7 protein-coding genes are annotated in these 13,802 nt (G+C 70.5%); 2 read left to right on the top strand and 5 right to left on the bottom strand.

The annotated features are described in order from the left end of the window. The first annotated feature begins 19 nt into the window (after positions 1 to 19). A complete protein-coding gene (locus ACFVV1_RS20475) occupies positions 20 to 943 on the top strand; it encodes a LysR family transcriptional regulator (protein WP_389990860.1) in 924 nt (307 codons plus the stop codon). 55 nt (positions 944 to 998) lie between these two features. Continuing rightward, positions 999 to 2,138, top strand: coding sequence for an allantoicase (alc, locus tag ACFVV1_RS20470; RefSeq protein WP_389990858.1), 1,140 nt, complete (start codon positions 999 to 1,001; stop codon positions 2,136 to 2,138). A gap of 221 nt (positions 2,139 to 2,359) precedes the next feature. On the opposite strand, the gene pepN (ACFVV1_RS20465) is transcribed toward alc, so the two are convergent. The 5 genes from pepN (ACFVV1_RS20465) to pepN (ACFVV1_RS20445) form a co-directional block, all read right to left on the bottom strand. Beyond that, entirely contained in the window at positions 2,360 to 4,936 is a 2,577-nt protein-coding gene (gene pepN, locus ACFVV1_RS20465) for an aminopeptidase N (protein ID WP_389990856.1), read from the bottom strand. 161 nt (positions 4,937 to 5,097) lie between these two features. After that, on the bottom strand, positions 5,098 to 6,126 hold the full coding sequence (locus tag ACFVV1_RS20460; RefSeq protein ID WP_389990854.1) for an aspartate-semialdehyde dehydrogenase: 1,029 nt from the start codon (positions 6,124 to 6,126) through the stop codon (positions 5,098 to 5,100). A 219-nt stretch (positions 6,127 to 6,345) separates the two neighbouring features. Beyond that, positions 6,346 to 9,657, bottom strand: coding sequence for a S8 family serine peptidase (locus tag ACFVV1_RS20455; protein WP_389990852.1), 3,312 nt, complete (start codon positions 9,655 to 9,657; stop codon positions 6,346 to 6,348). A 179-nt stretch (positions 9,658 to 9,836) separates the two neighbouring features. After that, positions 9,837 to 10,895 carry a hypothetical protein gene (locus ACFVV1_RS20450; RefSeq protein ID WP_389990850.1) on the bottom strand — a complete coding sequence of 353 codons (1,059 nt, stop codon included), beginning with the start codon at positions 10,893 to 10,895 and terminating at the stop codon, positions 9,837 to 9,839. A gap of 286 nt (positions 10,896 to 11,181) precedes the next feature. Then, positions 11,182 to 13,791 carry an aminopeptidase N gene (pepN, locus tag ACFVV1_RS20445; RefSeq protein WP_389990848.1) on the bottom strand — a complete coding sequence of 870 codons (2,610 nt, stop codon included), beginning with the start codon at positions 13,789 to 13,791 and terminating at the stop codon, positions 11,182 to 11,184. Between the last annotated feature and the right edge of the window lie 11 nt (positions 13,792 to 13,802).

Raw genomic sequence — 13,802 nt, 5'->3', positions numbered from 1 at the left:
CAGCGGGTAGGTTGCGGCCATGATCGAGTGGGACGTCAAGAAGCTCCGGATCCTGCGCACCCTGCGCGACCGGGGCACGGTCACCGCGACCGCCGAGGCCCTGCGGATGACCCCGTCCGCGATCTCGCAGCAGCTGTCCAACCTGTCCAAGCAGCTCGGCGTGCCCCTTCTGGAGGCCCAGGGCCGACGGGTCCGCCTCACCGACGCCGCGCACCTCGTGCTGCGCCACGCCGAGGCCGTCTTCGCCGAACTGGAGCGCGCCGACGCCGAACTGACCGGCTATCTGCGCGGCGAGGCCGGACAGGTGCGGATCGCGGCGTTCTCCACGGCGGTGCCCGCCCTCGTCGTACCCGCGATCCAGCGGCTGCGCGCCGAGGACCTTCCGGGCCCGGACGTACGGGTGCGGGAGGCGGAGGCCGCGCAGGCCTATGAACTCCTGGTCGCCGGTGACGTGGACCTCGCCCTGTCCCTCGCCGCGCACGCCCCGACGGCCCGCGACCCCCGGTTCGTCCTGCTGCCCCTGCTCGCCGACCCCCTGGACGTGGCCCTGCCCGCGGACCACCACCTCGCGGCGGCGCCCGCCCTCCGCCTCGCGGACCTCTCCGGCGACCCCTGGATCTTCGGCGGCTCGGGCCCCTGGTCACAGATCACGACGGCCGCGTGCGAGGCCGCCGGATTCGTACCCGAGCAGGCGCACAGCGCCTCCGGCTGGACGGCGATCCTGGCCATGGTCGAGGCGGGCATGGGGGTCGCGCTGATTCCGCGCATGGCGTCGGCGGAACGGCACAGCCGGGGCGGCGTGGTGATGCGCGCACTCGAAGCCGACCGGCCGCGCCGCCATGTGGTGGCGGCGGTGCGGCAGGGGGCGGAGCAGGGCCCGGCGGTGGCCCGGGTCCTGGCGGCGCTCACCGAAACAGCCGCATCGTTCAATTCGCCTGAATAAACAATGCAAAAACTTTCGATGGACCTAACGGGTTGTCCGCCGCGACAGTGAACGCATGACCTTCGATCAGAATGAGAACCGGCACGAGGACCCCCACGCCAACGACGCGGCCCCCTACGGCGGTGGCGACCCGTACGCCGACTACCGCACCACAGACCTCCCCTTCACCGACCTCGTCGACCTCGCCGACCGCCGGCTCGGCGCGGGCGTGATCGCCGCCAACGACGAGTTCTTCGCCCAGCGCGAGAACCTCCTGGTCCGGGAGCGCGCGGTCTTCGACCCCGAGCACTTCGGCCACAAGGGCAAGATCATGGACGGCTGGGAGACCCGCCGCCGACGCGGCGCGGACGCGGCCCACCCGTTCCCGGCCCCCGAGGAGCACGACTGGGCCCTGATCCGTCTCGGCGCCCCCGGCATCATCCGCGGCATCGTCGTCGACACGGCCCACTTCCGCGGCAACTACCCGCAGCGCGTCTCGATCCAGGCGACGGCGGTCGAGGGCTCGCCGAGCCCCGCCGAACTCCTCGCGGACGACGTGAAGTGGGAGGAGATCGTCCCGCCGACCCCCGTACGCGGCCACGCCGCCAACGGTTTCGAGATCACCGGCGGCCGCCGCTGCACCCACGTCCGCCTCTGCCAGCACCCCGACGGCGGCATCGCCCGCCTCCGCGTCCACGGCGAGGTCCTCCCCGACCCGTCCTGGCTCGCGACGCTCGGCACGTTCGACCTGATCTCGGTCCTGAACGGCGGAAGCCACGAGGACGCCTCCGACCGCTTCTACTCCTCGCCGACCCAGATCATCCTGCCCGGCACCTCCCGCAAGATGGACGACGGCTGGGAGAACCGCCGCCGCCGGGTCCGCGACACGAACGACTGGGTCCGCTTCCGCCTCCCGGCCCAGGGCGCGGTCCGCGCGGTCGAGATCGACACGGCCTACCTCAAGGGCAACGCGGCAGGCTGGATCGCCCTCCAGGGCCGCAACGGCGAGACCGGCGAATGGTTCGAGATCATCCCCCGCACCAGGCTCCAGCCCGACACCCTCCACCGCTTCCCCCTCCGCGCCCCGGCGATCGTCACCCACGTCCGCCTCGACGCCTTCCCGGACGGCGGAGTCGCCCGCATGCGCCTGCACGGCAGCCTGACCGAGAGCGGCGCGGCCGAACTGACCCGGCGCTACGAGGAGTCGGGCGCGTAGGACCTGCCCGGCGGAGCGGGGCCGGACAGGCTCCGACCCCGTTCCGTCGAAAGCCCCTCGCCCCCGGAACCCGTTTCCTGCCCGCCCCCCTGTGCCCCCGCCCGTCGGACGGCTGCGCTCCGGCGCCCGCCCGACGGGCGGTTTCCATACGAAGAGGCGGGTACGGTGCCCGGCCCCGCAGGGCCATGCACCGTACCCACCCCGGCAATCCGGAACCCGCCCTACGCGACAGCAGCCGCCGCGTCCGCGGCCTGCGCCTTGAGCGCGCGTTCCACGCCCGAGCGCGACTCGGACATCAGGCGGCGCAGGGCCGCGGACGGCTCCGCCGAGGACAGCCAGGCGTCCGTGGCGTCCAGGGTGGCCTGCGAGACCTGAACGGCCGGGTAGAGGCCGACGGCGATCTGCTGCGCCATCTCGTGGCTGCGCGACTCCCAGACGCCCTTGACCGCCGCGAAGTACTTCTCCGTGTACGGGGCGAGCAGCTCGCGCTGGTCGGTCTGGACGAAGCCGGCGATGACCGCCTCCTGGACGGCGTTCGGCAGCTTGTCGGACTCGACGACCGAGGCCCACGCCTCCGCCTTCGCCTCCTCGGTGGGGCGGGCCGCGCGGGCGGTCGCCGCGTGGCGCTCGCCCGCCGCCGTCCTGTCGCGCTCGTACTCGCCGGCGATCTCGTCCTCTTCGAACACACCGGTCGCGGCGAGCCGCTCGACGAACGCCCAGCGCAGCTCCGTGTCCACGGCCAGGCCCTCGACCGTCTCCTTGCCGTCGAGCAGCGACTGCAGCAGGTCCAGCTGCTGCGGGGTGCGGGCCGTCGCCGCGAAGGCGCGGGCCCAGGCCAGCTGGTGGTCGCCGCCCGGCTCCGCCGCGCGCAGGTGCGCGAGCGTGGCCTCGGTCCACTGCGTCAGCCCGGCCTCGCGCCACTGCGGCGCCGCGTACAGGTCCAGCGCCAGCTTCACCTGACGGTGCAGCGACTGCACGACGCCGATGTCCGACTCCTTGCCGATGCCGGAGAGCACCAGGGAGAAGTAGTCCCGGGTCGCCAGCTCGCCGTCACGGGTCATGTCCCACGCGGAGGCCCAGCACAGCGCGCGGGGAAGGGACTCGGTGAAGTCGCCGAGGTGTTCGGTGACGACGCGCAGCGACTCCTCGTCGAGCCGGACCTTCGCGTACGACAGGTCGTCGTCGTTGAGCAGGATCACGGCGGGGCGGGCGGTGCCGGCCGGGAACGGCACGGTCGTGCGCGCGCCGTCGACGTCCAGCTCGATCCGGTTCGTGCGGACCAGCTTGCCGGCGTCGTCGTGGTCGTAGCAGCCGATCGCGATGCGGTGGGGGCGCAGCGTCGGCTCGCCCTTCGCGCCGGCGGGCAGGGCCGGGGCCTCCTGGAGGACCGTGAAGGACGTGACGTGACCGTTCTCGTCCGTGACGATCTCCGGGCGCAGGATGTTGATGCCCGCCGTCTCCAGCCACGCCTTCGACCAGGTCTTCAGGTCGCGGCCGGAGGTTTCCTCCAGCGCGCCCAGCAGGTCGGACAGCCGGGTGTTGCCGAACGCGTGCGCCTTGAAGTACGCCTGGACGCCCTTGAAGAACGCGTCCATGCCGACGTACGCCACCAGCTGCTTCAGGACCGAGGCGCCCTTGGCGTACGTGATCCCGTCGAAGTTGACCAGCACATCGTCCAGGTCATGGATGTCCGCCATGATCGGGTGCGTGGACGGCAGCTGGTCCTGGCGGTAGGCCCAGGTCTTCTCGGAGTTGGCGAACGTGGTCCAGGAGTGCGGCCACTTCGAGCCCTCCGCGTACGCCTGGCAGGCGACCGAGGTGTACGTGGCGAACGACTCGTTCAGCCACAGGTCGTTCCACCACTCCATGGTGACGAGGTCGCCGAACCACATGTGCGCCAGCTCGTGCAGGATGGTCTCCGCACGCCGCTCGTACGCCGCGTCCGTCACCTTCGAACGGAACACGTACTGGTCGCGGATGGTGACCGCGCCCGCGTTCTCCATCGCGCCCGCGTTGAACTCCGGGACGAAGAGCTGGTCGTACTTGGCGAACGGGTAGGCGTAGTCGAACTTCTCCTGGAACCAGTCGAAGCCCTGCCGCGTGACGTCGAAGACCGCGTCCGCGTCGAGGTACTCGGCCAGCGACGGGCGGCAGTAGATGCCGAGCGGAACGGACTGGCCGTCCTTCTCGTAGCTGCTGTGCACCGCGTGGTACGGGCCGGCGATCAGCGCCGTGATGTACGTCGAGATGCGCGGCGTCGGCTCGAAGGACCAGACGTCGTCCTGCGGCTCGGGCGTCGGCGAGTTGGAGATCACGGTCCAGCCGGACGGGGCCTTCACGGTGAACCGGAACGTGGCCTTCAGGTCGGGCTGCTCGAAGCTGGCGAAGACGCGGCGCGCGTCCGGCACCTCGAACTGGGTGTAGAGGTAGGCCTGCTCGTCGACCGGGTCGACGAAGCGGTGCAGGCCCTCGCCCGTGTTGGTGTACGAGCAGTCGGCGACGACCTTCAGCTCGTTGGAGCCCGCGACCAGGTGCGGGAGCGCGATGCGTGAATCGCGGAACACGGCCGCGACGTCCAGCGCCCGGCCGTTCAGCTCGACCTCGTGCACGGCCGGGGCGACCAGGTCGATGAAGGTCTCCGCACCGGCCTCGGCGGAGTCGAAGCGCACGGTGGTAACGGACCGGTAGGTGCCGCCCTCCTGCGCTCCGGAGAGGTCGAGATCGATCTCGTACGCGTCCACGGTCAGCAGGCGCGCCCGCTCCTGTGCCTCTTCGCGGGTCAAATTGGTGCCAGGCACGCGGTCATCTCCTTGGTATGCGACGTTTCCGGTCATCCTTCCACGTCGCATGCCGTATGCCCTATGCCTTATGCCCGAGCGGAGTGACCTCGGGCCGCCCTTTGACGGATACGAAAGGGCGGCCACCGGTGCTCGGCGGCCGCCCTCTCACGCGTGCGGCGTCAGCCGTTCAGCTCCGCCGCCACCAGCTCCGCGATCTGGACCGCGTTCAGTGCCGCGCCCTTGCGCAGGTTGTCGTTGGAGACGAAGAGCGCGAGGCCGTTCTCCACGGTCTCGTCCACCCGGATCCGGCCGACGAACGAGGCGTCCTTGCCGGCGGCCTGGAGCGGGGTGGGGATCTCGGAGATCTCGACGCCCGGGGCGTCCCTCAGCAGCTCGTAGGCGCGCTCGACGCTGATCGGACGGGCGAAACGCGCGTTGACCTGCAACGAGTGGCCGGAGAAGACCGGCACCCGGACACAGGTGCCGGACACCTTCAGCTCCGGGATCTCCAGGATCTTGCGGGACTCGTTGCGGAGCTTCTGCTCCTCGTCGGTCTCGAAGGAGCCGTCGTCGACGATCGAGCCGGCCAGCGGGAGCACGTTGAAGGCGATCGGACGCTTGTAGATACCCGGCTCGGGGAAGTCGACGGCGTCGCCGTCGTGGGTGAGCCTGTCGGCCTCGGCGACGACCTTGGACGCCTGGCCGTGCAGCTCGGCGACACCGGCCAGCCCGGAGCCGGACACCGCCTGGTAGGTGGCGATGGTCAGGGTCTGGAGACCGGCCTCGTCGTGCAGCGGGCGCAGCACGGGCATGGCGGCCATCGTGGTGCAGTTCGGGTTGGCGATGATGCCCTTGGGCCGGTTCGCGATCGCGTGCGCGTTGACCTCGGAGACGACCAGCGGGACCTCGGGGTCCTTGCGCCAGGCGGAGGAGTTGTCGATCACGACGGCGCCCTGCGCGGCGATCTTCTCGGCGAGCGCCTTCGACGTCGCGCCACCGGCCGAGAACAGCACGATGTCCAGCCCGGAGTAGTCGGCCGTCGAGGCGTCCTCGACGGTGATCTCACGGCCCTGCCACTCGATCGTGGAACCCGCGGAGCGCGCGGAGGCGAACAGCCGCAGCTCGTCGGCCGGGAACTTCCGCTCGGCCAGGATCCTGCGCATGACTGTGCCGACCTGACCGGTGGCGCCGACGATTCCGACCTTCACAGGGACTCCTTCAAACGTACGAACTGGCACGGTTGCCGCTCCATGATGCGTTTGTCCACGGCTTCCTTGTCCAATCGATTGTCCGCGGTACGGACAGTGCCCGCCACCGGCCGGCCGGCCGGTGGCGGGCACGGCAGTGGGGCGGGAGCTCCACCGAGCACCCGCCCCACTGTCGTACGAATCACATGGCGACCGCGGTCACCGCTGCGACACCACCCGCTACGGCGTGACCTTCTCGATCACGACGTTGCCGGTGCCCGCCGCGGTCCCGTGGCTGTTCACCAGGTGGACCTCGCCGAAGAACTGCCGGCCCTCGGGGGCCGCCCCGGCGACCGAGACCTCGGCGCCGACCGGGGCCGAGGCGCCGTTGGCCAGGTTCACGGCCTTCGACTCGTCGACCTTGATCGTGCCGAGCGACGGCGCGTAGTACACATCGCGGTAGTTGTACGTGGTCGTCCCGGCCGGGACGGAATAGCCGTCGATCACGACGGTGTACGTACCGGCGGCGGGCTTCACCAGGCTGACCGATTCCTCGGACCCGGCCGTGGTGGACTTGCCGACCTGGGTGGCGCCCCGGAAGACGTACAGGTCGATGTCCGCGTTGGCGTCCGACGTACCGCCGATGGAGACGTCCAGCTTCTCGACGCCCTCACCGATGGTGACCGTGTACCGCTGCTCGTCACCCGTCCTGATCGACGGCGTGGCGACCTTGGCCGAGCCCAGTGAGCCGCCCTTGAGCGTGCCCTCCAGGTCACCGGCGTCGTTGGTGACGTTCCAGTTCACCGCGGCGGGCGTGCCGATCTTCGCCTCGGGGAGGGTCTGCACCGCCGGGTCGAAGGTCGCACCGAGCAGCGAGACGTCCAGCTTGTACGGGTTGTCCAGCAGCGGGGACGTACGCCGTGCCTCGACCTCGATCTCCCAGACGCCCGCCTGCGGGTCCTTGTAGGAGCGCACGTCGGGGCGGCAGGTGTTGGTCGGGCTCTCGTAGTTCGGGTAGCAGAAGATCGTGGAGCTGTCCTCCATCTGCACCCCGTACGGGTGGAGGGAGATGAAGCGGGTCTGGCTGCCCGAGCGCAGCGCGCTCAGCGAGACCTCAAGGGTCTTGGCGCCCTCCGGCACGGTCACGAAGTACGACGTGGTGCTGTTGCGCTGCACCGAGCCGGACGCCTTGAACGCGTAGGCGGGCTTCACGAGCTTGTCGGAGACGACCACCGTGGTGAGGATCTGCTGGTCCACACCGACGGTCCTGCTGTCGTCCACCCGCAGGATCGCGCTGTGCACGCCCGCGCTGCCCGGCTTCGCCTGGACCTTGACGGTGACGGGCTTGCCGAGCGGCAGGGAGACCGTGCCGGGACCGGTCAGCTTGAACGTGCCGTCGTTGTTCTTCCACGACAGCTGGTGCTTGACGTCCTTGTCCGGACCCGTGGTGCGGGTGATCGTGACGTCGTACGACTTCGTCTGGCCGGCCTTCAGGCCGCCCTCGCGGTCGTACAGACCGGTACCGAAGCCGGGGGTCTTCAGCGCGAAGTCGATCGCGGTGTCGACAGGGGCCTTCACCGCGTACTCGTGCGCCGGGGCACCCTGCTTCTCGATGAGCTTCCAGGCGCCGACGATGTCGATGAGACCGGAGCCCTGGGCGTGCGCGGGCACACCCTTGATGTGGGTGGCGGTGCTGGTCAGCGCGGTGCGCAGATCGGCCGGCGGCAGCTCGATGTGCTGCTGCTTCGCGGCCGACAGCAGCAGCGCGGTCGCACCGGCGGCCTGCGGCGAGGCCATCGAGGTGCCCTGCAGCATGGAGTAACCGGCCGGCAGGCTGTAGCCCGCCTCCTTGACCGGGCCGCCGGGCAGCCAGGTCTGGGTGCTGTTGATCGCGGCACCCGGGGCCGTCAGGGTCGGCGTGAAGCCGCCGTCCTCACGCGGGCCGCGCGAGGAGAACGGCATCATGTCGTACTTCTTGGTGACGTTCGAGCCGTAGTTGGCGGCCCACGTCTCCTTGGAGATGGACGCGCCGACGGAGATCACGTGGTCGGCGAGGCCGGGGTCACCGATGGTGTTGACACCCGGGCCGTTGTTCCCGGCCGAGATGACCAGCTGGACGCCGTACATGTCGATGAGCCGCTTGTAGAGCAACGCGCGGGCGTTGTTGCCGTCGTTGAGCGGCGGCAGGCCACCGATCGACATGTTGACGACATCGACACCGCGGTTCACGACGAGGTCGGTCATGCCCTCCATGAGCGCGATGTTGGTGCAGCCGCCGGACCAGGTGCAGGCGCGCGAGGAGACGATCTGCGCACCGGGCGCGGCACCGTTCATCTTGCCGCCGAACAGGCCGTTCGCGGAGGTGATGCCCGCGACGTGGGTGCCGTGCTCGCTCTCGATGACGCCGATGTTCACGAAGTCGGACGTGTCGCCGGCCGCGTTGTAGACGACGTTCTTGCGCGTCTCCACGACGAACGGGATGCGCTCGACGACGTCGGTCCGCGGGTCGTCCGTGCCGAAGTAGGAGACCTGGTGGTTCTCCTTGTACGGCTTCAGGGCGGTGTCGTCGGTGAAGTCGCCGTTGTTGTTCAGGTCGACGCGCGTAGTGCCGGTGACCGGGTCGTAGAGCACGGCCCACGTGTCGGTGGTGTCACCGTCGCGGTTCAGGTCGCCCGCCATGTCGCCGCCCTTGGTGGCGGCCTCGGCGAACATCTTGATCCGGTAGTCGCCGTCGGGCGCCTTGTACGTACGGCCCCCGTACGTGAACGTCGGGCCGGACACGGCGTCCGTCATCCGCAGCCAGGTGCCGTCGCCGTCGCTGACCGGGTCCGTGGCGGTCACCCAGTCGACGATCTTGCGGGCGCCCGTGGTGGTCTTCTGCAGCGCCGGGTGACCGAGGTCGACACCCGAGTCGAGGATGCCGATGGTCACCCCGCGGCCGTCGGCCTTCGGGTGCTGCCCGACGAAGTCGACCGCGCCCGTCTCGAAGGACGGGTTGTACGGGTTCTTCGCCGGGGTCTTCTCGCCCGGCGCCGGGTAGCTGCCGGTCGACTTGACCCCGGCCGTGGAACCGGCTGCCCGGTCGGCGGCGGGCGTCGGGTCGTCCAGCTTGATCTCCTGCTTGAGATCGATGCCGTGGACGGACGACAGCTTGGCGGCCGCCTTGATGGCCGCGTCGGCCGACGCGGTGGGCACGGTGGCCCGCACGTAGCCGAGCTTGTCGTACGTACGTCCCAGCACGGACCCCTTGACGGCGTCCAGCTGCTGGGCGACCTGCTCGGTCGCACCGGGAGTGGTGGCGACCATCATGGTGACGTTCTTCTCGCCCTCGGCCTTGGCCTTGGCCAGAAGGTCGGCGTCGGCCGCGCCGAGCTTGTCGCTCGTGGTGCCCTTCGCGGCGGACTTGACGGGAGCGGGGGCAGGGTCGTCGGCGGCGAAGACCGGGGCGGCGCCGGTGGCGGCCAGCGCGGCCACCAGACCGGCGGCGGCCGCGACTCGGGCCGCGCGTCTCGCCCCGGGTATGGAACTGGGGGACTCGGAGGTCATCAGCATCCCTGAAAGTGAAAGAGAGAGTCCGGAATTCGGTACCGGATGACCGCTCACCCTTTCGTAAATGACAGGGGTTGTGGAGAGTTGTAGGGGGCGAGATGTGGACATGGCGGGCTTCCGCCAGTGGGGCTGATGTGCCATCAGGAACGAAACGGGAAATAAGTGGTCCCTGAGACCCGGCTTCAGCGGGGCAGGATCATCACGTACGCGGCCGGTTCGCGATCGGCCGCCGCCATCAGCGCGGTCCGTACCACGACCGCCTGCTGCTCCTTCGCGTCGCGGAGCTTCTTCGGCGAGAGATGGACGACGGTGACGCCGAGCCGCTCCAGATGCTCCCGCTCGGCGGCGTAGGCGGACCACTGCGCGTCGTGCTCCTCCTGGCGCCGGTCGTCACCGAGCCTGCTGTGCAGGGGAGCCCTGGTGTCGAGAACCACGGCGACCGCCTCCTCGGGCCAGTAGGCGTCCACCCCGCCCAGATGCGGGCCGCCGGGCAGCCGCAGGTCCACGTTCCACAGCGGCTCCGGCAGGCCGTACGACCGCACCATGTCGTACAGCCGGTTCTCCGCCAGCGCCCGGCCCTCGGCGAGCAACGCGTCGACGGCGTCCACCACATGGGGGCGGTCCAGCAGTTCGGCCCGGTTCAACTCGCGTACGACGGTGGCGGGTTCGCAGTGCCCGCCGCGGACCGCCTCGGTGAGCAGGCGGCGTACGGCCGAGGTGTCTTCGAGCCCGGCGACCGCGTCCGCGAGCGCCCGCTCCACCGGGGCCACGGGCAGGCCGCGCACCTCCTCGGGGCGGGGCGGTTCGGCGGCCCGCACCAGACGCACGTACCGGACCGAGCGCAGCCGCCGGGTGCGCGGCACCAGCACATCGATCCTGGCCGCCGACGCGGACGGCGGCGCGGCGGCGAACCCGTGCAGGGCGAGCGCGGCAAGCCCGGTGACCATGGCCTCGCCGTATCCGGACTCCGCGCCCGCCTCCCGTCGGCGACCACCGGAGGCCGGTGGCCGTCCGGCGTACAGCAGAGCGGCACGCAGCAGTTCCTCGCCGGTGGGCGGCTCCGGGTGCAGGACAAACACGCCGGGCAGTGGCTGCTGCCACGGCCCACCGGTCCTGCACTGCGCGGCGGCCTCCGCGTCGGACACGCCACGCGCCCTCAACTGTGCTGCGGACAGCACCCGTTGACGGACATCGCCGGCGATGCGGGAGTGACAGGGGGAGAGCGGGGTGTTCTGGGTCATGCTCCGGGGTATCCCCGCACGCGGTCGTGGTGTTAACCCCTGTTACGCACCCGTCGACAATTCAGGACAACACCGTCCTAAAGTACGTACGTTCGACAACCGAAAAGAGCCTACCGGCCCATTTCTGGCCCGCCCCGCCACTTCCAGCCCGTCCGGCGTTTGAGGACGGAACCGCTGCCGGGTTGCCGGGTGACCTCACGAGGCCCCCACCCCGGACGGGCCCGAAAATCAAGCCCGTCCGGCGATTGAGGACAAAACCCGGGGCGCCGGGCCCCAGGCGCACCCGTCAGACCCCGGCCCCCGCAGCCGCCCCCGCGTCACACCCCTGTGCCCGCAACGCCCGGGCCAGATCGTCCCGCGCCTCCAGCACCAGCCTCCGCAGCGCCGGCGCCGCGTCCTCGTGCGCGGTCAGCCACGCGTCCGTCGCCGCGAGCGTCGACGGATCGTCCTGGAGCGCCGGGAATAGACCCTTGACCACGATCACGCCGATCTGGATCGACCGCTCGGCCCACACCCGCTCGATCGCGGCGAAGTACTTGTCCACGTACGGCGCCAGCAACTCCCGCTGCGACGACTGCTCGAAGCCCGTGATCGTCGCCTCCACCAACGCGTTGGACAGCGCGTCCGACTCCACGACCCCCGCCCACGCCTGCGCCTTCACCGCCGCCGACGGCCGCGAGGCCAGGCACCGCACCTGGTGCCGCTTCCCGGACGCCGTGTCGTCGCGGGCCAGTTCGGCATCGAGCACCGACTCGTCGGCCACCCCGTGCGCGGCCAGCGGGGACAGCAACGCCCACCGCAGCTCCTGGTCGACGTCCAGACCGTCGATCCGCGCCGAACCGTCGAGCAGCCCGGACAACAGCTGGAAGTCCGTGTCCGAGTCGGCGACCGACGCGAAGAACCGCGCCCACGCCAGCTGGTGCTCGCTGCCCGGCTCGGCGATCCGCAGCTCCCGCAACGCGGCCTCGGCCAGCGCCCGGCCGCCCTCCTCGCGCCACCCGGGCACCGCGTAGTGCGTGAGCGCGGTCCGCGTCCAGGTGTGCAGCATCTGGAGCACGCCGATGTCGGACTCCCGGCCGGAGAAGGCCAGCACGAGGGAGACGAAGTCGCGGGCCGGCATCAGCCCGTCCCGGGTCAGGTTCCACAGCGCGGACCAGCACAGCGCCCGCGCGAGCGGGTCGGCCATGTCACCGAGGTGCGCCCGCAGCGTGGCCAGGGACACCTCGTCGAAGCGGACCTTGCAGTACGTGAGGTCGTCGTCGTTGACCAGGATCAGCTCGGGCCGCTCGGCCCCCGCCAGCTCCCCGACCACCGTGCGCGGCCCCGCCACGTCCACCTCGGCGCGCGCGTACCGCACCAGGTCGCCGTCGGCGGCCCGCCGGTACAGGCCGACCGCGACCCGGTGCGGCCGCAGCTCCGGGTGGGATTCGGCCGCCTCCTGGAGCACCGTCAGCTCCGTGATCCGGTCCGCCGAGTCGTACGTCACCACCGGGGTCAGCGAGTTGACGCCCGCGGTCTGCAACCACGACCGGGACCAGGCGGTCATGTCACGCCCGGACGTCTCGGCCAGGACCGACAGCAGATCGCCCAGCTGCGTGTTGCCGTAGGCGTGCTTCTTGAAGTAGCGCCGGGCGCCCTCCAGGAACGCGTCCCGCCCCACGTACGCCACCAGCTGCTTCAGCACGGAGGCGCCCTTGGCGTAGGTGATGCCGTCGAAGTTGAGCTTGGCGTCCTCCAGGTCACGGATGTCGGCCGTGACCGGGTGCGTGGACGGCAACTGGTCGGCGCGGTACGCCCAGGACTTGCGGTTGTTGGCGAAGGTGATCCAGCCGTCCTTGAAGCGGGTCGACTCGACCATGGCGAAGACGCCCATGAAGTCGGCGAACGACTCCTTCAGCCACAGGTCGTCCCACCACTGCATGGTGACGAGGTCGCCGAACCACATGTGCGCCATCTCGTGCAGGATGACGTTGGCCCGGCTCTCGTACGACGCCTGCGTCACCTTGCCGCGGAAGATGTACTCCTCACGGAACGTGACACAGCCCGGGTTCTCCATCGCGCCGAGGTTGTACTCGGGCACGAACGCCTGGTCGTACTTCCCGAACGGGTACGGGTAGTCGAAGTTGTCGTGGAAGAAGTCCAGGCCCTGCTTGGTGACGAGGAAGACGTCGTCCGCGTCGAAATGCCGGGCCAGCCCCTTGCGGCACAGCGCGCCGAGCGGGATCTCCAGCTTCGTACCGTCGTCGAACGTGCGGCTGTAGGAGTCGGTGACGTAGTGGTACGGACCGGCCACGATCGCCGTGATGTACGTCGAGATCGGCTTCGTCCCGGCGAACCGCCACACCTCGCCGTCCCGCGACTCCGTCGCCCCGTTGCTCCAGACCGTCCAGCCCTCGGGCGCCGTCACCTCGAAGCGGAAGGGAGCCTTCAGGTCGGGCTGCTCGAAGTTCGCGAAGACCCGCCGCGAGTCGGCCGGCTCGTACTGCGTGTAGAGGTAGACCTCGCCGTCCTCCGGGTCGACGAACCGGTGCATGCCCTCGCCGGTCCGGCTGTACGCGCACTGCGCGTCGACCACCAGGACGTTGTCGCCCTCCGGCAGCTCCTCCAGCGCCACCCGGGTCCCGTCGAAGACGACGGCGGGGTCGAGCGGCTGCCCGTTCAGCGTCACCGCGTTCACGCTCGGCGCCACCAGATCCGCGAAGGTCGACGCCCCCGCCCGCGCGGCACGGAACCGGATCGTCGTCACCGAGCGGAAGGTCCGCGGACCGGAGGAGGACCCGTCGCCGTCGGGCCCGCCGACGGCGGAACGCAGATCGAGACCGACCTCGTAGCTGTCGACGCTCAGCAGCTCGGCCCGCTCACGGGCCTCGTCGCGGGACAGGTTCTCACCGGGCACGGCGCACTCCT

Origin of the sequence: Streptomyces sp. NPDC058092 (genome assembly GCF_042884935.1) — a bacterium.
Taxonomy (GTDB): domain Bacteria; phylum Actinomycetota; class Actinomycetes; order Streptomycetales; family Streptomycetaceae; genus Streptomyces.
This window is presented reverse-complemented; position numbering and strand designations above follow the sequence as displayed.

What these genes read in the sequence shown, in the direction of transcription:
- ACFVV1_RS20475 (WP_389990860.1), top strand. Translation starts at nt 20, where the DNA reads ATGATCGAGTGGGACGTCAAGAAGCTCCGGATCCTGCGCACCCTGCGC.
- ACFVV1_RS20450 (WP_389990850.1), bottom strand. Translation starts at nt 10,895, where the DNA reads ATGACCCAGAACACCCCGCTCTCCCCCTGTCACTCCCGCATCGCCGGC.
- ACFVV1_RS20455 (WP_389990852.1), bottom strand. Translation starts at nt 9,657, where the DNA reads ATGCTGATGACCTCCGAGTCCCCCAGTTCCATACCCGGGGCGAGACGC.
- alc (WP_389990858.1), top strand. Translation starts at nt 999, where the DNA reads ATGACCTTCGATCAGAATGAGAACCGGCACGAGGACCCCCACGCCAAC.